Below are 20,490 nucleotides of genomic sequence, written 5' to 3'. Positions count from 1 at the left end.
ATGGGATTTACACAGGCCTTTAAGCTGGCGCTCAAAAGCCTTGCGGGCAGCAAAATGCGCGCCTTTCTGACCATGCTGGGCATTATTATCGGCGTTGCCTCGGTCATCATTCTGGTCTCGCTTATGCAGGGCATGACGGGCAAGATGACTGCGATGTTCGAGGGCATGGGCACGAATACGCTGACGGTCCGGGTGACCGGACGCGGCTCGTCGCGCACCGTCGATGTGGACGATATGTACAGCCTGTACGAGCAGAACACCGACGTGTTTCTGGGGCTAAGCCCGACCGTCGCGGTGGCAGGCACGGTCAAAAACGGCACGGACACGGACTCCTTCGACTCGACGAGCGTGAGCGGCGTATCCGAGCAGTACGCGCAGATCGCCGGGCTGACGCTGACGCAGGGGCGCTTTATCAGCTACGCCGATCTGGAGGCGCGCAGCCGGGTCGCGGTGGTCGGCAGCTATATCAACAACACCGTGTTCGGCGGCAGGGCGGTGGGCGAGTTGATCAAGATAAACGGCAACCGCCTGACCATCGTCGGCGTGCTGAAGGAGCAGAGCGACAGCACCAGTGCAACGGCGGATGACTGCATCTATATCCCGTATACGACAGCCGCCAAGCTGACTGCGGGCGAGGTCTCGGGCTTTTCCTTTGCCACAAGGGATGCTTCGCTCAACGCGCGGGGCAAGAAGCTGATCGACGAAATGCTGTACAGCGTGTTCCAGAATGAGGATTTTTACAGCATCAGCGACATGCAGGAGATCGTAAATTCCATGGAGGAGATGACCGGCATGATGACCATGGTGCTGGTTGGCATCGCGGGTATTTCGCTGCTGGTCGGCGGCATCGGCATCATGAATATCATGCTGGTGTCGGTCACCGAGCGCACGCGAGAGATCGGCATCCGCAAGTCGCTCGGCGCGAAGCGCCGGGATATTATGCGGCAGTTCGTCATCGAGGCGGGCACGACCTCGGCGCTCGGCGGCGTGATGGGCATTCTGCTTGGGGCGAGCGCCGCGGTGTCACTGGGCAAGGTGATCGGCATCAGCGCCACGCCGAGTTTGTCGGCGGTGGCGCTCAGCTTTGGCGTATCGGTGTTTATCGGTGTATTTTTCGGCTTTATGCCGGCGAGCAAGGCGGCCAAGCTCAACCCGATCGACGCCTTGCGGTATGATTGATACGCGCTGTTTGAAAAGGAGGATATCATGAAAAGATTGCTTTCGCTGCTGTGCGCGGCGCTGCTGCTGGCGGGTGTGACGCCGCCGGCCTTTGCGGCGGGCAGCGCGTCGGACGCGGTGATCGAGCAGGTCGTCCGCGCAGCCGGCATCATGCAGGGCGATGAGAGCGGCGCGCTCAACCTGTCGGCTACAGTTACCCGCGCTGAGTATGCCAAGATGCTGGTCGCGGCCTCGCCCTATAAGGATAAGGTCAGCGGCGTGTCCAACGCTTCGCCGTTTAAGGATGTGCCGTACACCCACTGGGCGGCGGGCTACATCAAGACCGCAGTCGGACAGGGCTGGCTGACCGGCTATCTGGACGGCTCGTATAAGCCCGGCAACACCGTAACGCTCGAGGAGGCCGCGACCGGCTGCTTAAAGCTGCTCGGCTATACGGCGGCGGACTTTTCCGGCTCCTATCCCTACGGCCAGCTGGCGCTTTACCAGTCGCTGGGGCTGGGCGTCAAGGTATCGGCCGCCCAAGGCGCGGCCATGACGCGGCGGGACATGATGTACCTGTTCTACAACCTGCTCAACGCGGACACCAAGGATGGGCAGGTGTATGCCAAAACGCTTGGCTATACACTGGATGAAAACAACGAGATCGACTATCTGAGCATCGTGGCGAACACCATGAAAGGGCCTTTTGTCGTCACGGGCAGTCTGTCCGATGTGGTTTCGGCTTCCGGCAAGACAATCTACCGCAATGGCTACACCGCTTCGGCGGACGCAGTGCGCAAATATGACGTGGTCTATTACAACAGTGCGTCGATCTGGGCCTATGCCAACGCGGTGACCGGCACCTATCAGGCCGCGTCGCCCTCAGCCGCGTCGCCCACCTCGGTGACAGTGGCGGGCAACACCTATCAGCTCGAAACGAGTGAGGCTGCGCTCGCGCTGTCCACACTCGGCGGGCTGAACACGGGCGATGTGGTGACGCTGCTGCTCGGCCGCACGGGCAAGGTGGTGCACGCCTTGCCTGCGGCGGAGTATGCCGCCGAGGTGGCGGGCGTGGTGACGGCTACCGGCACGGCGACCTATCACAACGCGGTCGGCAACGCTTATACGGCGGCTACGATCACCGTCGCCGCGACGGATGGACAGACCTATGTCTATCCGTGCAGCAAAACCTCGATCGACGCGGGGGACTATGTTTCCGTCGGCTTCGGCACTGCCGGGGTCGACGTTTCCCTGCTCGCGGTGGGTACGCTTACGGGTAAGGTGTCCGGTTATACGGTCGGCAGCCGCAGCTTTGCCAAGGACGCGCGTATTCTGGACACCAAGGACACGCTGTACAAGCGCGTCTATGTGTCCCGGCTGGACGGAGCCGCGCTGGAGGCCGAGGATGTGCGCTATTATAAGACCAACGCCGCGGGTGAGATCACTGACCTTATTCTGCGGGACTTTACGGGCGACCTGTACGAATACGGTATCGTCACGCAGGTGCAGGAGAGCGGGGAGGAGGAGACTCCTTCCGGCAGCTATACCTATCTGCTGGGCGGTGCGGAGCAGACCACGGTGACAAACGGTATGCGGCTGGGCGTTTCAGGCGGCCCCGCGCGGCTGACGATCGAAAACGGTCAGCTGCGTGCGGCGCGCGCGCTCACGCAGCTCAAAGCTCCGGAGGCAGTGAGCCAGCTCGGCGTGACTAGGGACGGTAAAAGCCATCTGTTCGCAGACGACTGCGCAGTCTATCTGTACGCGGGCACGCGGTATAGCCTGCTCTCGCTCGACGCGCTGCGGAGCAATGCCGATGCATACGATATTACCTGCTATTATGACAAGGATACCACTGACGGCGGGCGCATCCGCATTGTTGTGGCGCGCGCCAAATGATAAAAAGCTTCCCGCCGGGGAAGCTTTTTTGGTTGCGCCGTGCGCCGGTAGCGCTTATACTATTCGTAGTGAGCAAGGGGAGCGGGCAAACCCGCACCCGTCATGGCGGAGCGAGCAGCGGCTCGGCATCGGGATACAGAGCGAACACAGTGGGCACGCTGAGGTCAGCGAGCTGGGTCAGCTTGGCCTCGAGCGTGGAGGTGTCGTCAAACAGCACGAAATGCGCCTGCCCGTCCGCATCGGTATAGGTGAAATACTTGGCGCACAGCTCGCGGGAGAAAAACGGCTGCGCGCCGGTATGCGCAAGCAGCTCGCCGCGCGCGGCGGGCGAGAGCGGCTTGCCGTTTGGCGTGGAGGAGGGCACGGTGAAATCCTGTGAGACCGGTTGCAAAAACGCGGCCACGCGCGCCGCGCCGTAGCGCTGCTGGAGCGAGGAAAAATAGCTCGTTAGGCTGCCGCCGGAGAGTGCGGTTGACGCGGTCAGCACGGCATGAGCAAGTGTGTGCCCGCAGGCAAGCGGCACATAAAACGGAAGCTCCGCGCGGTGCAGCGCGCTGTCAAAGGCGGTGAGCAGCATACGGGTGCGCGGGGTGTCGTGCTCAAAATCGGCAAAGACGCCGAGCGCGTTGGCGCGCTGCACCTCGAAGACAAGGTCGGCGGCCAGCCGTTCGGCGCTGCAATCGGCCAGCTCGCCGGGCGGGTCGCATAGGCCGAGCAGGCAGCGGGCCGGCGCGGTGGGCGATTGGGTGCGCTGCAGCGCACCGCCCGGCGATAGGCGCAGGCATAGGTGCAGCGCGGGCAGTCCGCGCCGTGCCGCGCACACCGCATCGCGGCCGGTGCAGACAAGGATGAGATTTTCCGTATGTGCCATGGCGATCGACTCCCTTGCTCTGGACTTTTGGGACAAATTCCATTACACTATATGTGGCAAAAGCCAATCGGAGAACGTAGGAGTGAAGCAATGAGTAAGCTGATACCCGATCTGGTGTTCGGATCGGTCTATGATATTTCGCCCGAGACGCTGCGCGCCCACGGTGTGCGCGGCGCGCTGATCGATCTTGACGGCACGATGGCCTCGCATAAGGCTGCGCTGCCGCCCGAGGCGCTCGCGCCCTTTATCCGCTCGCTGCAGGAGGCGGGGCTGCGGGTGCTGGTGTTTTCCAACAACCGCGAAAGGCGTGTGGCCAAGTTTTGCGGGGCGCTGGGTGTGGACTTCATCAGCCGGGCGGGCAAGCCGCTGCAGCGCGGCTTTCGACGCGCGGCGGCGCAGCTCGGGTTGGAAATGCGCGAGATCGCCGTCATAGGCGACCAAATCTTTACCGATGTGTTCGGCGGAAACCGTGCGGGCGCGCTGACCTGCTATGTGGAAACGCTCGACCGGCGGTATTTCTGGGTCAACGTCCGCTATCAGTTCGAGCGCGGCTTTATCGAGTGCGGCCGTCGGAGAATGGAGGCGAGAGCACGGCATGAGTGAGGCAAAATTCGGCCCGGCGGGCAATTCGGAGTCCTTTGCCGCCGAGGGGCATAGGAAAAGCGAGGACGCGCCCGCGTGGCTGGCCGCGCGCGGACTGACCGCGTTTGAATACCAGTGCGGGCGGGGCGTGCATGTCAGCGCGGAGACCGCGCAAAAAATCGGCGCGGCCGCGGCAGCAAACGGCATCCAGATGAGCGTACACGCACCGTATTTCATCAACCTGTCCTCGGAGGAGCACGAGCGGGTGGAAAAGAACATCGCGTATGTGCTCGACACGGCGCGCGCGGCGGCGGCGCTGGGCGCGCAGCGCATGGTCGTCCACTGCGGCGGACAGGGCAAGCTGACGCGCGAGCGCGCCATGCGCAACACGCATGAGAATGTACGGCGCATCCTGCGCGCGCTCGACGAGGCGCACCTGACCGGGTGCACGGTGTGCCTCGAGACAATGGGCAAAAAAAGCGTACTCGGCTCGGCTGAGGAGGTCTGTGAGCTGGTAGCGGCCGACGACAGGCTGCTGCCGTGCATCGACTTCGGCCATCTCAACTGCCGTACAGGCGGCGGTATGTGCACACGCGTAGATGTGCAGCGCCTGTTTGACCGAATGGAGAACACCATCGGCATCGAGCGCACGCGCGTGTTCCACGCGCATTTTTCGCATATCGAGTACAACGACAAGGGTGAGGTGCGCCACCTGACCTTTGCCGACACAGTGTACGGCCCCGACTTTTTGCCCGTTGCGCAGGAGACCGCCGCGCGCGGCTACGCGCCGACCTTTATCTGCGAATCGGCGGGCACACAGGCCGAGGACGCGGCCTTTATGATGGAATTATACCGGAGGGAGATAGAGAAATGAAAAAAATACTGCTGATCCACGGCCCCAACCTCAACCTGACCGGCCTGCGTGAGCCGGGCGTTTACGGCACAGACACGCTGGCCGCCATCAACGCTGAGGTCGTGACCAAGTGCGAGCGGCTGGGCATGGAATGCGCGGTCTTTCAGTCGAGCAGCGAGGGCGCGCTGATCGACCGCATCCACGCCGCACGCGAGGACTGCGCGGCCATCATCTTCAACGCGGGTGCATACACGCACTACAGCTATGCGCTGCGCGACGCGATTTCGGCCGTGTGCCTGCCCTGTGTCGAGGTGCATATGTCCAATGTGTACAAGCGGGAGGAGTTTCGCCACCATTCGGTGCTCGCGCCGGTATGCGCAGGCGTGATCGCAGGCTTTGGCAAGCACAGTTACCTGCTGGCGGTGGACGCGGTCAAGGCGATCATAGGATGAGAAAGCAAGAGCTGGCAGCAATGCTGCAAGGCGCGCCCTATGACGCGCTGATGCTGACGAGCGAGGTCGCGCGCCGCTATGCGACCGGCTTCCATTCGAGCGCGGGCGCGGTCTATCTTTCGGCAAAGCAGGCCGTATTTTACACGGATTTTCGCTATGCGGAGGCCGCGCGCTGCGCGGTCACGGATTTTGAGGTGCGCGAGCTCGGCAGCGGCGCGAGCTATGCCGCCGCCGTAAACGAGCTGATCGCACAGGACGGCGTCAAGACGGTCGCGCTCGAGGATAAGGCGCTGACCTACGCCGCGTATACCGCGTGGGCGGATTCGCTGAGCGCGACGGCCGTGCGGCTGGGGGACGGACTGGAAAAGCTGCGCGTGTGCAAGTCGGACGAGGAGGTCGGTCAGATCGTCGCCGCGCAGCGCATTGCCGAGCAGGCGTTTGACGAGATACGCAACGCGATCAAGCCGGGTGTTTCGGAAAAGGAGATCGCCGCGCGCCTGACCTATCTGATGCTGCATTACGGAGCGGAGAATCTGTCATTTGACCCGATCGTGGTATCGGGCGCAAACAGCTCCAAGCCGCACGGCGTACCTACGGACAAGCCGATCGAGGCGGGTGACTTCGTTACCATGGACTTCGGCTGCATCGTTGGGGGCTATTGCTCGGATATGACGCGCACGGTTGCGGTCGGCCATGTGACGGACGAGATGCAGACTGTGTACGATACCGTGCTGCACGCGCAGCTGGCGGGTATTGCCTGCTGCAAGGCGGGCGTGACCGGGCGGGCGGTCGACGCGGCGGCGCGCCGCGTGATCGAGCAGGCGGGCTACGGCGAGGCCTTCGGCCACGGCTTCGGCCATGGTGTCGGGCTGGAGATACACGAAGCGCCGGCCGTCTCCTCCCGTGGGCAAAGCCCGCTGCCGGCGGGCAGTATCGTCACTGCCGAGCCGGGCATTTATCTGCCGGGACGGTTTGGCGTGCGCATTGAGGATATGTTGTATGTCATCGAGGACGGCTGCATCAACCTGACCGAAGCGCCCAAGCAGTTGATGATCCTGTAAGAGGATGCGTTTGTGGGGGAACGTAAAAAGGTGCGAAAGCCTTGGCTTTCGCACCTTTTTTGCTGTTCAGAAGGGTTTTCTTGTCAGAAAGCTTACACCACGCCCTGCGCCAGCATCGCGTCGGCGATCTTCTCAAAGCCGCCGATGTTCGCGCCCATGACGAGGTTGTCCTTATGGCCGTACTTGTCCGCCGCTTCGATGCAGGTCTTGAAGATGTTGACCATGATGCCCTGCAGACGCTGGTCAACCTCCTCAAAGGTCCAGCTCAGGCGCAGCGAGTTCTGGCTCATTTCCAGACCCGAGGTGGCAACGCCGCCCGCGTTGGCCGCCTTGGCCGGGCCGAAGAACACATCGTTCTCAAGGAAGGCCGCGACCGCTTCGGGGGTGGAGGGCATGTTCGCGCCCTCGGCAACAAACTTGCAGCCGCCCGCGATCAGCAGCTTGGCGTCCTCGCCGGTCAGCTCGTTCTGGGTCGCGCAGGGCAGCGCGATGTCGCACTTGACGCTCCACGGGCGCTGACCCTCGGTGTAGCTGCTGCCCGGCACGCGCTCGGCATATTCTTTGATGCGGCCACGCTTGACTTCCTTGATATCCTTGACGACATCAAGGTTGATGCCGTTCGGATCGTAGATAAAGCCGTTGGAGTCCGACATGGTGACGACCTTGCCGCCCAGCTCGGTGGCCTTCTGGCAGGCGTAGATGGCTACGTTGCCCGAGCCGGAGAGCACGACGGTCTTGCCCTCGAAGGAGGTGCCCTTGTGGGCGAGCATTTCCTTCATATAGTAGCACAGGCCGTAGCCGGTGGCCTCGGTGCGGGCGAGCGACCCGCCGTAGGACAGTCCCTTGCCGGTCAGCACGCCGGTAAACTCGTTGCGCAGGCGCTTGTACTGGCCATACATAAAGCCGATTTCACGGCCGCCGACGCCGATATCGCCCGCGGGCACGTCGGTGAACTGGCCGATGTGGCGGGAAAGCTCAGTGATGAAGGACTGGCAGAAGCGCATGACCTCCGCATCGGACTTGCCCTTGGGGTCAAAGTCCGAGCCACCCTTGCCGCCGCCCATGGGCAGGCTGGTCAGGCTGTTTTTGAAGCACTGCTCAAAGCCGAGGAACTTGATGACCGACGCGTTGACCGACGGATGGAAGCGCAGGCCGCCCTTGTACGGGCCGATGGCCGAGTTGAACTGCACACGGAAGCCGCGGTTGACCTGCACCTTGCCCTGATCGTCCACCCACGGCACACGGAACATCACCATGCGCTCAGGCTCGACGATGCGCTCAATGATGCCGTTCTTCTCCAGCTCGGGGCGCGCCGCGACAACAGGCTCGAAGCTCTCAAGAACCTCGAGCACGGCCTGCTGGAACTCAGGCTCGTTCGGATTGCGTCTCAGGACGGTGTCGTACACGCCTTTCAGATACGGGTTGGTAAGTGCCATTTTTTATCCTCCTTACATTTTGGCCGCGGCTTCTTTCCAAATGCAAGAAAAAAGCGCGGATCAGCTTACATAGTGGTATCAATGCTTTATTATTATATAGTATTTTGCCGGGGAGTGCAATACTTTAGCGTGCTGAAAATATACAGTTTTTTCATCGGGATACCGGGTGGAAACCGGCGCTTCGACCTGATATAATAAAGTTGAAAGGGGGAGAGGAGCGCATGGCAAACAGCTTTGACCGTATTTATGCCGTGGTGCGGCGTATTCCGCGCGGCATGGTGGCAAGCTATGGGCAGGTGGCGCGGCTGGCGGGCAATCCGCGTTGGGCGCGGGTGGTCGGCTACGCGCTGCATGTCAATCCCGACCCGGCGGGCATCCCATGCTACCGCGTGGTGACCCGGGACGGACGCACCGCGCCAGCCTTTGCCTTTGGCGGGGCGGATGCGCAGCGCGCGCTGCTCGAGGCCGAGGGCGTTGGCTTTTTGCCCGATGGCCGGGTTGATATGGCGCGCCACGGCTGGGAGGGACTGTGACGCCCGCCGCATACCTGCCTCCGGCGCGCCCTTTGGTGCAGGAGCCTTTTCCGCAGCGCGGGAAAGGCTCTTTTTGAATTTTCTGTGAAGCCGGTTGACAGCGCACGCCAAAGGCGTATAATATGTTAGCACACTAACAGTAAGGAGGCTAACAAATGCGCAAACGCCAGATCGGCGCCGAGCTGGGCAAGCTGAGTAATCTGCTCAAACGGCAGATGGCCTATATGCAGAGAGGTACGGAGGCTGAGCATATCACCGGGATGCAGGCGATGATCCTGCATCATCTGATCTATTGGGAGCGGGACGGCGACTGCTTTCAAAAGGATATCGAAACGCATTTTGGCATGCGCCGCTCGACCGCGACCGGCATTTTGCAGCTGATGGAGCAGCACGGCCTGCTCTGGCGCGAGCCTGTGGCGCGGGACGCACGGCTCAAGCGGCTGGTGCTGACCGATAAGGCACGCGCGCTGGACGAGAAGATCAGCCGCGACCTTGACCGCGCCGAGCGCGTGATGCGGCAGGGGATAGACGAGGAGGCGCTCGCGGTCTGGTTCCGGGTCTGCGGGCAGCTCCGCGCCAATTTGGAGGAATATCAAAGTAAGGCTTCGGAGGGAAAAGTATGATTAAAAAACTGCTGGCCAGCGTGCGCGAATTCCGAAGGGATGCGGTGCTCACGCCGCTTTTCGTCGTGCTCGAGGTCGTTATGGAGGTTCTCATTCCCAAGGTAATGGCGCTTTTGATCGACAAGGGCATCGATGCGGGCGATATGGCGGCCATCTGGAAGTACGGCATCATCCTGATCGCCTGCGCAATGCTGGCGCTGCTGTTCGGTGTGTTGGCGGGCGTGTTCGCCGCGCGCGCATCGACCGGCTTTGCCCGCAATCTGCGGCATGATATGTATTACGCCGTGCAGGACTTTTCATTCTCGAATATCGACAAGTTCTCGACCGGCTCGATCATCACCCGCCTGACGACCGATGTGACCAATGTGCAGAACTCTTTCCAGATGTGTACGCGCGTCGCAGTGCGCTGCCCGGTCATGCTGGTGTTTTCGCTGGTCATGGCGTTTTCGATCAACAGCCGGCTGGCGCTGGTGTTCCTCGGCGTGCTGCCCATCCTCGCGGTCGGTCTGGGCGTGCTGATGAAGCTCGTCGCCCCGGTGTTTGAGCGCGTGTTCCGCACCTATGACCGCATGAATACGGTCGTGCAGGAAAATGTGCGCGGCATCCGCGTGGTCAAGGCCTATGTACGCGAAGCGCATGAGACTGAAAAGTTCAAGGGCGTTTCCGGTTTGCTGTACAAGGAGTTCTCCAAGGCGCAAAAGACCATGGCCGGCGCCATGCCGCTGATGCAGTTTTGCATGTACGCCTGTATGCTGCTGCTGTCGTGGTTTGGCGCGCGGCTGATCGTTGGCGGCGGCATGACGACGGGCGATCTGACCAGTCTGTTCTCCTATGCCATGCAGATATTGATGAGCCTGATGATGGTAGCGATGGTGTTTGTAATGATCACCATGTCCAAGGCGAGCGCCGAGCGCATTGCCGAGCTGCTTGACGAGCAGCCCGACCTGCACGACCCCGCGCAGCCGGTGACTGCCGTGCCGAGCGGCGATATCGTGTTCGAGCACGTCAGCTTCAGCTATAAGGGAGATGAGCATAAGCTCGCACTGCGCGACGTTGACCTGCATATCAAGGCTGGGCAGACCGTCGGCATTCTGGGCGGCACGGGCGCGGCCAAGTCAACGCTGGTGCAGCTCATCCCGCGCCTGTATGATGTGACGGGCGGCTCGGTCAAGGTCGGTGGCGTGGATGTGCGCGATTATGCGGTCGAGACGCTGCGTGAGGAGGTAGCCATGGTGCTGCAAAAAAACGTGCTGTTTTCGGGCACGATCAAGGAAAACCTGCGCTGGGGCAATGAAAACGCATCGGACGAGGAGCTAGTGCGCGCCTGCAAGCTGGCGCAGGCCGACGAGTTTATCCGGCAGATGCCGAATCAGTACGACACCTATATCGAGCAGGGCGGCGCCAATGTGTCCGGTGGCCAAAAGCAGCGCCTGTGCATCGCCCGCGCGCTGCTGAAAAAGCCCAAGATACTCATTTTGGACGATTCGACCAGCGCAGTCGATACCAAGACCGACGCGCTCATCCGCCGCGCCTTTGCCGAGGAGATACCTGATACGACCAAGCTCATCATAGCGCAGCGCGTCTCTTCCGTGCAGGAGGCCGATCAGATCGTCATTCTGGATGGCGGCTGTGTGCAGGCGGTCGGCACGCATGACGAGCTGCTGGCGGGCAACGCCATCTATCGGGAGATATACGAGCAGCAGACGAGGAAGGGGGGCGCGGCATAATGTCCGGACACCATATGAGAGCGCCGCACGGCCCGCATGGCCCGCACGGTATGCATGGCGGCAAGCGCGGCAAGCAGCCGAAAAAGACCATGGCGCGCCTTTTGCGGTATATCGGCGACGGCTACGGTGTGAAATTCGCCGTCGTGCTGGTGTGCATTCTGCTGTCCGCGGTGGCGAGCGTGGCAGGCTCGATGTTCCTGCGCGTGCTGATCGACAATTATATCGAGCCGCTGCTTGTGCAGGATGCGCCGGTGTTCACCGGCCTGCTCCGCGCCATCGGCATGATGGCGGTGGTGTACGCGGTAGGCATCCTCTCCACCTATTTATACAACCGGTTGATGGTCTCGATCTCGCAGGGTGTGCTCAAAACCGTGCGCGATGAGATGTTTGCCCGGATGCAGAAGCTGCCCATCCGGTATTTTGACACCCATACCCACGGCGACCTGATGAGCCACTTCACCAACGATACCGATACCCTGCAGCAGATGCTCAGCCAGTCGGTGCCGCAGATGTTCTCGTCACTGGTGACTATCGTTGCGGTCATTGCAGCCATGCTGTATACCAATGTGTGGCTGACGCTGTTTGTGTTCGTGGGCGTGGCGGTCATGATAACGGTCACGCGGCAGGTCGGCGGCAGGTCGGCGGGGTTCTTTTTGCAGCAGCAGACCGCGCTGGGCAAGGTAAACGGCTATATCGAGGAGATGATCGGCGGGCAAAAGGTCGTCAAGGTGTTCTGCCACGAGGAGCAGTGCAAGCGGCAATTCGACGTGCTCAATGACCAGCTCCGCGCCAGCGCGGCCAGCGCCAACAGCTTTGCCAACGTGCTCATGCCGGTGATGAACAACATCGGCAATCTGCTGTATGTGCTGGTGGCCGTGGTCGGCGGTACGCTGGCGCTGTCCGGCGCGGTGGGAGACAGCATCACCATCGGTGTGATCGCCTCCTTTTTGCAGCTGACCAAATCGTTCACCATGCCGGTCGCGCAGATCTCGCAGCAGATCAACTCGATCGTCATGGCGCTGGCGGGTGCTGAGCGTATCTTTGCGCTGATGGACGAGACGCCCGAGGTGGACGACGGCTATGTCACGCTGGTCAACGCCCGGTATGACGCACAGGGCAATTTGGTCGAAACGCCCGAAAAGACAAACATTTGGGCGTGGAAGCATCCGCACGGAGACGGTACGCTCACCTACGAGCGGGTGCGCGGCGATGTGCGCTTTTTCGATGTGGATTTCGGCTATGAGCCAGAGAAGATCGTGCTGCACGATGTTTCGCTTTACGCCGAGCCGGGGCAGAAGGTTGCCTTCGTCGGTGCGACCGGCGCGGGCAAAACGACCATCACCAACCTCATCAACCGTTTTTACGATCTGGCTGATGGCAAGATACGCTATGACGGCATCAATATCAACAAAATCAAAAAGGCCGATCTGCGCCGCTCGCTCGGCATCGTCTTGCAGGATACCTGCCTGTTCACCGGCACGATACGCGATAATATCCGCTATGGCAATCTGGATGCGACCGACGAGGAGGTCGAGGCCGCGGCCGTGCTGGCAAACGCGGATGACTTCATCTGCCGCCTGCCCGATGGGTATGACACTGTGATCGATGGCGAGGGCGGCAGTCTGTCGCAGGGGCAGCGGCAGCTGCTCTCGATCGCGCGCGCGGCCGTGGCCGACCCGCCGGTCATGATACTCGACGAGGCGACCAGCAGCATCGACACCCGCACCGAGGCCATCGTGCAGGCCGGCATGGACGGCCTGATGTGCGGACGGACGGTGTTCGTCATCGCGCACCGGCTGAGTACGGTGCAGAACGCGGATGTCATCATGGTGCTCGAGCGAGGCCGCATCATCGAGCGCGGTAACCACGCGCAGCTCATTGAGGAGCACGGAAAGTATTATCAGCTGTATACCGGCGCGTTTGAGCTGGAGTGACAGCCGGCGCACCCACGCGCCCGCAGCGTTTGGCCGCGGGCGCGTTTTGTGTCCCGGTAGGTCAAATGTGCAGGAGTTCATGCTTGAAAACACGGTTTTGCAGGAGGAAATGCACGATTCCTTGCACGGCGGACAAATGTTTTTGGAAGAAAGCATAAAATTTACATCAATTGCTAAAAAATAATCGGCAGAATCCCCGAAATTACACGGGGAAAGAAAAAAAGTCTGCCGATCTGCTAAAACAGTAGTATAATAAAAAATAATCCGAACGCTTTCCGGATGCATAGACAGGAAGACGGGGAGATTGCAGTAAAGGAGAAGATCAACCATGAAGAAAAAGCTTAGTATGCTTCTGGCCGGCGCGATACTGGCCACGACCCTTGCCGCTTGCGGCGGTAACTCCACCGGCGGCACGAATGGCGGCTCGGCTGCCGACGCGGGCGCGGACACCGGCACGGCTGCGGCGGGCGCGGCCTTCAAGCTTGGCGGCCACGGCCCGCTGACCGGCGGCGCCGCGATCTACGGCAACGCCGTCAAGAACGGTGCGTCCATCGCGGTCGAGGAGATCAACGCTGCGGGCGGCGCAGTGCAGTTTGACCTCAAGTTTGAGGACGACGAGCACGACCCCGAAAAGGCTGCCAACGCCTACAATGCGCTTAAGGACTGGGGAATGCAGCTCTCGCTGAGCGGTGTTACCTCCAAGCCGGCCGAGGCCACCTCGGCTGACCATTACAGCGACCGTATTTTCGCGCTGACCCCGTCGGCCTCGGCTGTGGCCGTGACCGAGGGCAAGGACAATGTGTTCCAGATGTGCTTTGCCGACCCCAATCAGGGCACGGCCTCCGCGCAGTACATTGCCGACCAGAAGCTCGGCACCAAGATCGCTATCATCTATAAGAACGATGATGTTTACTCGACCGGCATCTATGAGAAGTTCACCGCCGAGGCCGCGGCCAAGGGACTGGAGATCGTGTCCACCACGACCTTCACCTCCTCGAGCCAGACCGACTTCTCGGTGCAGCTGAACGAGGCCAAGAACGCGGGCGCTGACCTGCTGTTCCTGCCGATATACTACGATGCAGCCTCGCTCATCCTGACGCAGGCCAACGCGATGGGCTACGCGCCCAAGTTCTTCGGCGTGGACGGCATGGACGGCATTCTGACCGTCGAGGGCTTCGACACCGCGCTGGCCGAGGGCGTTATGCTGCTGACCCCGTTCAATGCGGACGCGGAGGATGAGCTGACCCGCTCCTTTGTCACCAAGTATCAGGAGAAGTATGGCGAGGTGCCCAACCAGTTCGCTGCGGACGCTTATGACTGCGTTTACGCCTACAAGCAGGCGCTCGAGGCCGCCGGCTGCACGCCTGACATGACCGCCGAGGCGCTGTGCGAGGCCATGACCGCCCAGTTCACCTCCATGACCTTCAACGGCCTGACCGGCGAGAACATGACTTGGGACGCGACCGGCGCGGTTGCCAAGAGCCCGAAGGGCATGATTATCAAGAACGGCGCTTACGTGGGCATGTAAGACCCGCGCGTGCCGCGCCGGCGCGCGGCATGCACCGTTCCGAAAGAAGACGCAATGAGGAAGCCAAGGAGGGCGCCGCATCCCTGTGCGACGACCCTCCTTGCGCCGTTTTATCGCATTGGATTATGGGGTGGGGCGACGGCTTGACGACCGTCCGCCAAGCCACCGCCCCAGCTCACAACAAGAGAACTGTAAAAGATTTGAGGTGTTTGCAACCATGACCTTTCTCAACCATCTGATCAGCGGCATCAGTCTGGGCAGCGTTTACGCGATCATTGCGCTGGGCTATACGATGGTGTATGGTATCGCCAAAATGCTCAACTTCGCGCACGGCGACGTTATTATGGTCGGCGCGTACATGAGCTTTTGCGCGACCAACTATTTGGGGCTGCCGGCTATCGGCGGCGTGGCAGTCGCGGTCGTCGTGTGTACCGCGCTCGGCATTGTGATCGAGCGGCTGGCCTACAAGCCGCTGCGGCAGGCGCCGGCGCTCGCCGTGCTCATCACGGCCATCGGTGTTTCCTACTTATTGCAGAATGCGGCGCTGCTGATTTGGGGCTCGAACTCCAAAAACTTTACCTCGGTGGTCAGCGGCAAGCCGCTGCAGCTGTTCGGCGGTGCATTGCCCGTCTCCCGGGTGACGGTCGTGACCGTCGCGGCCTGCATCGTCATTATGGTGGGGCTGACGCTGTTCACCGGCAAAACCAAGATGGGCACGGCCATGCGCGCCGTGTCCGAGGACAAGGGCGCGGCGCAGCTGATGGGCATCAACGTCAACACGACCATTTCGGTCACCTTTGCCATCGGCTCGGGGCTGGCCGCGATTGCAGGTGTGCTGCTGTGCTCGGCCTATCCGCTGCTGGTGCCGACCACCGGCTCGCTGCCCGGCATCAAGGCATTCACCGCGGCTGTGTTCGGCGGCATCGGCTCGATCCCGGGTGCGTTCCTCGGCGGCATTCTGCTGGGCGTGATCGAGATATTCGCGCGCGCGTATATCTCGTCGGAGCTGTCTGACGCGATCGTGTTCGCGGTGCTCATTATCGTGCTGCTCGTCAAGCCCGACGGCCTGCTCGGCAAGCGCGTCAGTGAAAAGGTTTGAGGTGGCCGGTATGAAGAAGATAAAAAATCTGAGCAAAAACGGACGGGACAGCCTGCTGTGCTATGCCATTGTCATCATCGCGTTCGTGGCCGTACAGGCGGTGACGGCGGGCGGCGGCTTGTCCAGCTCGATGAAGGGGCTGCTCGTGCCCATTTGCGCGTACATCGTTATGGCGGTCTCGCTCAACCTGACCGTCGGCATTCTGGGTGAGCTGTCGCTCGGACACGCGGGCTGTATGTCGGTCGGCGCGTTCGCGGGCATTGTGGTGTCCACCTCGCTGACGGACAGCGTCGGCGCCGCGCCGCTGCGGCTGGCGGCGGCGATTGCGGTGGGCGGCGTGCTTGCTGCGGTGGCCGGTGTGATCGTCGGCGTGCCGGTGCTGCGCCTGAAGGGCGACTATCTGGCCATCGTCACGCTGGCCTTCGGCGAGATCATCAAGAACATCGTCAACGTGCTCTATATCGGACGGGATGCTTCCGGCCTGCATTTCAGCATACTGTCGCAGAAGTTTGAGCTGGCCGAGGGCGGCAAAATGATCATCAATGGGCCGATGGGCGTGTCGGGCGTGCAGAAGATCGCCAGCTTCACCTCAGGCTTCGTGCTGATCCTGTTGACGTTGTTCATCGTGCTCAACCTCATCAATAGCCGCGCGGGGCGCGCGATCATGTCGCTGCGCGACAATCAGATCGCAGCCGACTCGATCGGTATCCCGGTCACGCACTATAAGCTGATGGCGTTTGTCATCTCGGCTGCGTTCGCGGGCATGGCGGGTGCGCTGTATGCGATGAACTTTTCGACCGTCACCGCGGCTAAGTTCGACTTTAATACCTCGATCCTCGTGCTGGTGTTCGTCGTACTGGGCGGCTTGGGCAACATCTGGGGCTCGATTATTGCGGCGGCGCTGCTGACCGTACTGCCCGAGCTGCTGCGCGCGGTACGCGATTACCGTATGCTGATCTACGCGGTTTTGCTGATCGCGCTGATGCTGTTTAACAACTCCTCGCTCAAGCGCCGCCTGCTGGAAAAGCGCGGTATGCGGCAGATGGAAAAACTGGAGCGAGCCGGAAAGGGGGGCGCATGATATGGCAATGCTCGAAGTGACCGAGCTGGGCATCTCGTTTGGCGGCCTGCGCGCGGTGGATGAGCTGTCCATCCGCATCGAAAAGGGCGGGCTGGTCGGCCTGATCGGCCCGAACGGCGCGGGCAAGACCACGGTATTCAATATGCTCACCGGCGTGTATCGTCCGACTGACGGCGGCATCCGTCTGGACGGCGAAAATCTGGTTGGCCGCCGCCCGCATGAGATCTGCAAAATGGGCGTGGCGCGTACCTTCCAGAACATCCGCCTGTTCCATAACCTGACTGTGCTCGACAATGTCAAGACCGGCCTACACAATCAGGTCACCTACTCGCTGGCCGAAAGCCTGCTGCATGTCGGCTCTTACCGCAGCAAGGAAAAGCAGATGGACGAGCGCGCGCTGGACATCCTCCGGGTGTTCGATTTGGACGGCTTGGCCGATTACAAGGCGGCCAACCTGCCCTATGGTCGGCAGCGCAAGCTGGAGATCGCCCGTGCGCTGGCCACAGATCCTAAGCTGCTGCTGCTCGACGAGCCTGCGGCCGGCATGAACCCGAACGAGACAGCTGAGCTGATGGAGACCATCGGTTTGGTGCGGCAGAAGTTCGGCGTTACCATTTTGCTGATCGAGCACGATATGAAGCTTGTATCCGGCATTTGCGAATACCTGTATGTGCTCAATTTCGGCCGCCTGCTTGCCGAGGGTACGCCGGATACAGTGCTCAAAAACCCGGAGGTCGTTACGGCCTACCTCGGCGAATAAAAGGGGGAAACGAAAATGGCAATGCTGGAAGTCAAGGACTTAAATGTCTATTACGGCCTGATCCACGCGCTGCGCGATGTTTCCTTCGAGGTAAACGAGGGCGAGGTCGTCGCGCTGATCGGCGCGAACGGCGCGGGCAAGACCACCACGCTGCATACGGTGACCGGCCTGCTGCCCGCAAGGAGCGGCACGGTGCTGTTTGAGGGCAAGGATATCACCAAAAAGCCCGGACACGAGATCGTGCGGCTGGGCATGAGCCATGTGCCGGAGGGGCGCCGCGTCTTTGCCGGATTGACCGTGTGCGAGAACCTGAAAATGGGTGCATATACCCGCCCCAAGGGCGAGCTGGAGGACTCACTGGCCGCGGTGTACCAGCGCTTTCCCCGATTGGAGGAGCGCAAGAACCAGCCGGCGGGCACGCTGTCCGGCGGCGAGCAGCAGATGCTCGCCATGGGGCGCGCGCTGATGGCAAAGCCCCGCATTCTGCTGCTCGATGAGCCTTCGATGGGACTGTCCCCGCTGTTTGTCAGCGAGGTATTCAAGATCATCCAGCAGGTCTCGGCCACGGGCACGACCGTGCTGCTGGTCGAGCAGAATGCCAAAAAGGCGCTGTCCATCGCCGACCGCGCCTATGTGCTCGAAACAGGCAGGATCGCGGGCAGCGGTAAGGCGTCCGATCTGCTGTGCGACGACTCGATCAAGAAGGCGTATTTGGGAGAGTAAATGGAAAAAATGAGCTGCGGGGGCGGCCGCGCCGCTTCCCCTTGCTGCTTTGTATGGAGGTTGCAATCATGAAGCCTTATATCATTACCATCGCCCGTCAGTATGGCTCGGGCGGAAAAACGGTGGGCAAGCTGCTGGCTGGCCGTCTGGGTATCCCATTTTACAACCGCGAGATCATCACCATGGCATCGGAGGACAGCGGCGTCAACGCCGTGCTGTTTTCCGACGAGCGCTTAAAGCCCGATTTGCTCACGCGCCTGCGCAGCCGCTATACAGGCGACCGGCAGGCAGCCTCGGAGGTCGCGGGCAGCCTCATCAAGGACGATAGGCTGTTTGATTATCAGGCCAAGATCATCCGGCGGCTGGCCTGCGAGGGCCCGTGCGTGATGATCGGCCGCTGCGCCGATTATGTGCTGCGTGACCGGCCGGATGTTGTGCGTGTGTTTGTGCACGCCGATGCGGCGTTCTGTCTCGAGCAGGCGATGAAGGTCGATTCCATGCCTGAGGACGCGGTGCGCAAAAAGATAGCCGAGGTCGATGACTACCGTGCCAAGTACTATAAGCACTACACCGGCCATGATTGGTATGACGCGCGCAATTATGATCTGTCGCTCAACTCGGGTGTGCTGGGGTTTGACGGCGTGGTCGAGGCGATTATCCGCTATATGGAGACCCGTGCTGAATTTCAGCAGTAAACGCATAAAAAGCCCTGCGTCGCGGCGCAGGGCTTTTGGCAACCCCGTGCGGCACAGATGGGACTTGCGGGGCACGAAGGGGACCAAGGGAGGAGGATGAGTATGCCGCAAACGATCGCGCGCCGCGCTGACGGGTGCTGCTTTGGCGCGGAAGAGCAGCCGCAGCTGGCCTATGCCAGTTTGTGGACATACGAAAAGCAGCAGGATACGCGGCCGATGCACCGGCACAACGGCATGTGTGAGCTGCTGCTGACAATAGAGGGGAACGGCATACACACGGTGGACGGGCAGGTGTATCATACACAGCGCGGCGATCTGCTGGTGTATAACGCGGGCATCGTGCATGAGGATAACATACCGCCAAACGGCCTTGAGCGGATTTACGCCGTCGGCGTGTCTGGGCTGCGCCTGCCCGACCGGCCACCTGATTTTCTGCTGCCGCATGGTGTGGAGGTGCGCCTGTGTACCGGCTCGCGCTTTGGGGAGTTTGAAGCGCTGTTTCGCCTGATTTATGAGCATACGGCCGAGCCGCGCCGCCATTCGGAGGAGATGAGCGCGCATCTGCTTACCGCGCTGCTGCTGATGGTCTTGCAGTTGGGGCAGGAGACTCGCGAGAGCGAGCAGCCCGAATCGGCGCAGGTCAATCTGATGCGCGGCTATATCGATACGCATTACGCCGAGGAAATATCGCTCGAGCGTATCGCGGCGCAGGCCGGACTAAGCCCGTATTATGCGTCGCACCTGTTCAAGGAGTATTGCGGCTACTCGCCCATGCAATATGTCATCCGCCGGCGCATCGGCGAGGCGCAGTCGCTTTTGCTGCTGACACAGAGGACGGTGGCGCAGATCGCCGCGCAGACCGGGTTTGACAGCCCGAGCCATTTCAGCACGATCTTCAGCAAGTATACGGGGCGCTCGCCCAGCGCCTACCGCAAGAATTTCCGGCAGGATGGCCGCGAGGATGGGGAGGATGTGACACAGTGACACGGCTGACTGCGCTGTGCAATATTGGAAAAGAGATGGAGCGCAAGCTTCAATCGGTCGGCATTGGATCGGCCGAGACGCTGGTGGAGATAGGGAGCAAGGAAGCATTTTTGCGGCTGAAATTGCGCTATCCGCAGGTCTGTCTGGCGCATTTATACGCGCTGGAAGGGGCGATAGAGCATGTCGCGTACAACTGCCTGCCGGATGCGGTGAAGCGTGACTTAAAGCGCATCAGCGATAGCCTGTGACAGACCAAAGACCGGGCTGCTGTCGCGCATACCGCTTGATTTTCGGGATATACAAAAAAACAAGAAAAGACTTGACGGCAGTTGATAGATGCGCTATAATATATAGCGTACTCTGCGGCGGTGGAACAGTCAAGATGGAGAGTTGGCTGAGTGGTCGAAGGCGCACGATTGGAAATCGTGTGTGCGTGATGAGCGCACCCAGGGTTCAAATCCCTGACTCTCCGCCAGATAAAAGCACTGAAACAT

Annotated in this window: 20 protein-coding genes and 1 tRNA gene; 19 read left to right on the top strand and 2 right to left on the bottom strand. The window is 61.1% G+C overall.

Annotated elements, in window-relative coordinates; all coding sequences use genetic code 11:
• A complete protein-coding gene (locus MR935_RS04605) occupies window positions 1-1,179 on the top strand; it encodes an ABC transporter permease (RefSeq protein ID WP_290571457.1) in 1,179 nt (392 codons plus the stop codon).
• Between the two features lie 27 nt (window positions 1,180-1,206).
• Window positions 1,207-3,054, top strand: coding sequence for an S-layer homology domain-containing protein (locus MR935_RS04600; RefSeq protein WP_290571455.1), 1,848 nt, complete (start codon window positions 1,207-1,209; stop codon window positions 3,052-3,054).
• Window positions 3,055-3,154: 100 nt separating this feature from the next.
• Here the strand turns inward: MR935_RS04600 and MR935_RS04595 are convergent, their stop codons facing one another.
• Window positions 3,155-3,925 carry a hypothetical protein gene (locus MR935_RS04595; RefSeq protein ID WP_290571453.1) on the bottom strand — a complete coding sequence of 257 codons (771 nt, stop codon included), beginning with the start codon at window positions 3,923-3,925 and terminating at the stop codon, window positions 3,155-3,157.
• Between the two features lie 90 nt (window positions 3,926-4,015).
• Between MR935_RS04595 and MR935_RS04590 the strand changes: the two genes are divergently transcribed.
• Genes MR935_RS04590 through MR935_RS04575 form a run of 4 tightly spaced genes read left to right on the top strand, consistent with a single transcriptional unit; the run spans window position 4,016 to window position 6,873 of the window.
• Window positions 4,016-4,528 (top strand): YqeG family HAD IIIA-type phosphatase, encoded by a 513-nt coding sequence (locus MR935_RS04590; protein WP_290571452.1) that lies wholly within the window; start codon window positions 4,016-4,018, stop codon window positions 4,526-4,528.
• Window positions 4,521-5,381: a TIM barrel protein gene (locus MR935_RS04585; RefSeq protein ID WP_290571450.1), complete on the top strand. Its 861-nt coding sequence runs from the start codon at window positions 4,521-4,523 to the stop codon at window positions 5,379-5,381. The genes MR935_RS04590 and MR935_RS04585 overlap by 8 nt, the downstream gene beginning before the upstream one ends.
• Window positions 5,378-5,812 (top strand): type II 3-dehydroquinate dehydratase, encoded by a 435-nt coding sequence (gene aroQ / locus MR935_RS04580; RefSeq protein WP_290571449.1) that lies wholly within the window; start codon window positions 5,378-5,380, stop codon window positions 5,810-5,812. Before MR935_RS04585 ends, aroQ begins: the two co-directional genes overlap by 4 nt.
• Window positions 5,809-6,873, top strand: a complete 1,065-nt coding sequence (locus MR935_RS04575; protein ID WP_290571448.1) for an aminopeptidase P family protein — start codon at window positions 5,809-5,811, stop codon at window positions 6,871-6,873. Before aroQ ends, MR935_RS04575 begins: the two co-directional genes overlap by 4 nt.
• 92 nt (window positions 6,874-6,965) lie before the next feature.
• On the opposite strand, the gene gdhA is transcribed toward MR935_RS04575, so the two are convergent.
• Window positions 6,966-8,309: an NADP-specific glutamate dehydrogenase gene (gene gdhA / locus MR935_RS04570; RefSeq protein WP_290571447.1), complete on the bottom strand. Its 1,344-nt coding sequence runs from the start codon at window positions 8,307-8,309 to the stop codon at window positions 6,966-6,968.
• 221 nt (window positions 8,310-8,530) lie between these two features.
• On the opposite strand from gdhA, the gene MR935_RS04565 reads away from it, so the two are divergent.
• The 13 genes from MR935_RS04565 (at window position 8,531) to MR935_RS04505 (ending at window position 20,471) form a co-directional block, all read left to right on the top strand.
• Window positions 8,531-8,842: an MGMT family protein gene (locus tag MR935_RS04565; protein WP_290571446.1), complete on the top strand. Its 312-nt coding sequence runs from the start codon at window positions 8,531-8,533 to the stop codon at window positions 8,840-8,842.
• Window positions 8,843-8,997: 155 nt separating this feature from the next.
• Entirely contained in the window at window positions 8,998-9,465 is a 468-nt protein-coding gene (locus MR935_RS04560; RefSeq protein WP_290571444.1) for a MarR family winged helix-turn-helix transcriptional regulator, read from the top strand.
• The gene (locus tag MR935_RS04555; RefSeq protein WP_290571442.1) at window positions 9,462-11,192 is read left to right on the top strand and encodes an ABC transporter ATP-binding protein; all 1,731 of its coding nucleotides are present in this window, start codon (window positions 9,462-9,464) and stop codon (window positions 11,190-11,192) included. Before MR935_RS04560 ends, MR935_RS04555 begins: the two co-directional genes overlap by 4 nt.
• On the top strand, window positions 11,192-13,126 hold the full coding sequence (locus MR935_RS04550; RefSeq protein WP_442863012.1) for an ABC transporter ATP-binding protein: 1,935 nt from the start codon (window positions 11,192-11,194) through the stop codon (window positions 13,124-13,126). Before MR935_RS04555 ends, MR935_RS04550 begins: the two co-directional genes overlap by 1 nt.
• Window positions 13,127-13,454: 328 nt before the next feature.
• Window positions 13,455-14,654 carry an ABC transporter substrate-binding protein gene (locus MR935_RS04545; RefSeq protein WP_290571440.1) on the top strand — a complete coding sequence of 400 codons (1,200 nt, stop codon included), beginning with the start codon at window positions 13,455-13,457 and terminating at the stop codon, window positions 14,652-14,654.
• 217 nt (window positions 14,655-14,871) lie between these two features.
• Window positions 14,872-15,753, top strand: coding sequence for a branched-chain amino acid ABC transporter permease (locus tag MR935_RS04540; protein ID WP_290571438.1), 882 nt, complete (start codon window positions 14,872-14,874; stop codon window positions 15,751-15,753).
• Window positions 15,754-15,763: 10 nt separating this feature from the next.
• On the top strand, window positions 15,764-16,834 hold the full coding sequence (locus MR935_RS04535; RefSeq protein ID WP_290571436.1) for a branched-chain amino acid ABC transporter permease: 1,071 nt from the start codon (window positions 15,764-15,766) through the stop codon (window positions 16,832-16,834).
• Between the two features lies 1 nt (window position 16,835).
• A complete protein-coding gene (locus tag MR935_RS04530) occupies window positions 16,836-17,594 on the top strand; it encodes an ABC transporter ATP-binding protein (RefSeq protein ID WP_290571435.1) in 759 nt (252 codons plus the stop codon).
• A gap of 15 nt (window positions 17,595-17,609) precedes the next feature.
• Window positions 17,610-18,317 carry an ABC transporter ATP-binding protein gene (locus MR935_RS04525; protein WP_290571434.1) on the top strand — a complete coding sequence of 236 codons (708 nt, stop codon included), beginning with the start codon at window positions 17,610-17,612 and terminating at the stop codon, window positions 18,315-18,317.
• Between the two features lie 68 nt (window positions 18,318-18,385).
• Window positions 18,386-19,012 (top strand): AAA family ATPase, encoded by a 627-nt coding sequence (locus MR935_RS04520; protein ID WP_290571432.1) that lies wholly within the window; start codon window positions 18,386-18,388, stop codon window positions 19,010-19,012.
• A 102-nt stretch (window positions 19,013-19,114) separates the two neighbouring features.
• On the top strand, window positions 19,115-19,996 hold the full coding sequence (locus MR935_RS04515; RefSeq protein ID WP_290571430.1) for a helix-turn-helix domain-containing protein: 882 nt from the start codon (window positions 19,115-19,117) through the stop codon (window positions 19,994-19,996).
• Entirely contained in the window at window positions 19,993-20,244 is a 252-nt protein-coding gene (locus MR935_RS04510; RefSeq protein WP_290571429.1) for a TfoX/Sxy family DNA transformation protein, read from the top strand. Before MR935_RS04515 ends, MR935_RS04510 begins: the two co-directional genes overlap by 4 nt.
• A gap of 136 nt (window positions 20,245-20,380) precedes the next feature.
• Window positions 20,381-20,471 (top strand) — tRNA-Ser (locus MR935_RS04505).
• Window positions 20,472-20,490 lie beyond the last annotated feature (19 nt).

This window comes from Agathobaculum sp. (assembly GCF_022775115.1).
Classification (GTDB): Bacteria; Bacillota; Clostridia; order Oscillospirales; family Butyricicoccaceae; genus Agathobaculum.
Note: the sequence above shows the minus strand (reverse complement) of the source record. Positions and strands in the feature narration are given on the sequence as shown.

Coding starts and splice junctions, on each gene's coding strand:
- MR935_RS04585 (WP_290571450.1), top strand. CDS start 4,521: ATGAGTGAGGCAAAATTCGGCCCGGCGGGCAATTCGGAGTCCTTTGCC.
- MR935_RS04600 (WP_290571455.1), top strand. CDS start 1,207: ATGAAAAGATTGCTTTCGCTGCTGTGCGCGGCGCTGCTGCTGGCGGGT.
- MR935_RS04515 (WP_290571430.1), top strand. CDS start 19,115: ATGCCGCAAACGATCGCGCGCCGCGCTGACGGGTGCTGCTTTGGCGCG.
- MR935_RS04545 (WP_290571440.1), top strand. CDS start 13,455: ATGAAGAAAAAGCTTAGTATGCTTCTGGCCGGCGCGATACTGGCCACG.
- MR935_RS04605 (WP_290571457.1), top strand. CDS start 1: ATGGGATTTACACAGGCCTTTAAGCTGGCGCTCAAAAGCCTTGCGGGC.
- MR935_RS04525 (WP_290571434.1), top strand. CDS start 17,610: ATGGCAATGCTGGAAGTCAAGGACTTAAATGTCTATTACGGCCTGATC.
- MR935_RS04575 (WP_290571448.1), top strand. CDS start 5,809: ATGAGAAAGCAAGAGCTGGCAGCAATGCTGCAAGGCGCGCCCTATGAC.
- MR935_RS04595 (WP_290571453.1), bottom strand. CDS start 3,925: ATGGCACATACGGAAAATCTCATCCTTGTCTGCACCGGCCGCGATGCG.
- aroQ (WP_290571449.1), top strand. CDS start 5,378: ATGAAAAAAATACTGCTGATCCACGGCCCCAACCTCAACCTGACCGGC.
- MR935_RS04530 (WP_290571435.1), top strand. CDS start 16,836: ATGGCAATGCTCGAAGTGACCGAGCTGGGCATCTCGTTTGGCGGCCTG.
- MR935_RS04555 (WP_290571442.1), top strand. CDS start 9,462: ATGATTAAAAAACTGCTGGCCAGCGTGCGCGAATTCCGAAGGGATGCG.
- MR935_RS04560 (WP_290571444.1), top strand. CDS start 8,998: ATGCGCAAACGCCAGATCGGCGCCGAGCTGGGCAAGCTGAGTAATCTG.
- gdhA (WP_290571447.1), bottom strand. CDS start 8,309: ATGGCACTTACCAACCCGTATCTGAAAGGCGTGTACGACACCGTCCTG.
- MR935_RS04535 (WP_290571436.1), top strand. CDS start 15,764: ATGAAGAAGATAAAAAATCTGAGCAAAAACGGACGGGACAGCCTGCTG.
- MR935_RS04540 (WP_290571438.1), top strand. CDS start 14,872: ATGACCTTTCTCAACCATCTGATCAGCGGCATCAGTCTGGGCAGCGTT.
- MR935_RS04565 (WP_290571446.1), top strand. CDS start 8,531: ATGGCAAACAGCTTTGACCGTATTTATGCCGTGGTGCGGCGTATTCCG.
- MR935_RS04590 (WP_290571452.1), top strand. CDS start 4,016: ATGAGTAAGCTGATACCCGATCTGGTGTTCGGATCGGTCTATGATATT.
- MR935_RS04550 (WP_442863012.1), top strand. CDS start 11,192: ATGTCCGGACACCATATGAGAGCGCCGCACGGCCCGCATGGCCCGCAC.
- MR935_RS04520 (WP_290571432.1), top strand. CDS start 18,386: ATGAAGCCTTATATCATTACCATCGCCCGTCAGTATGGCTCGGGCGGA.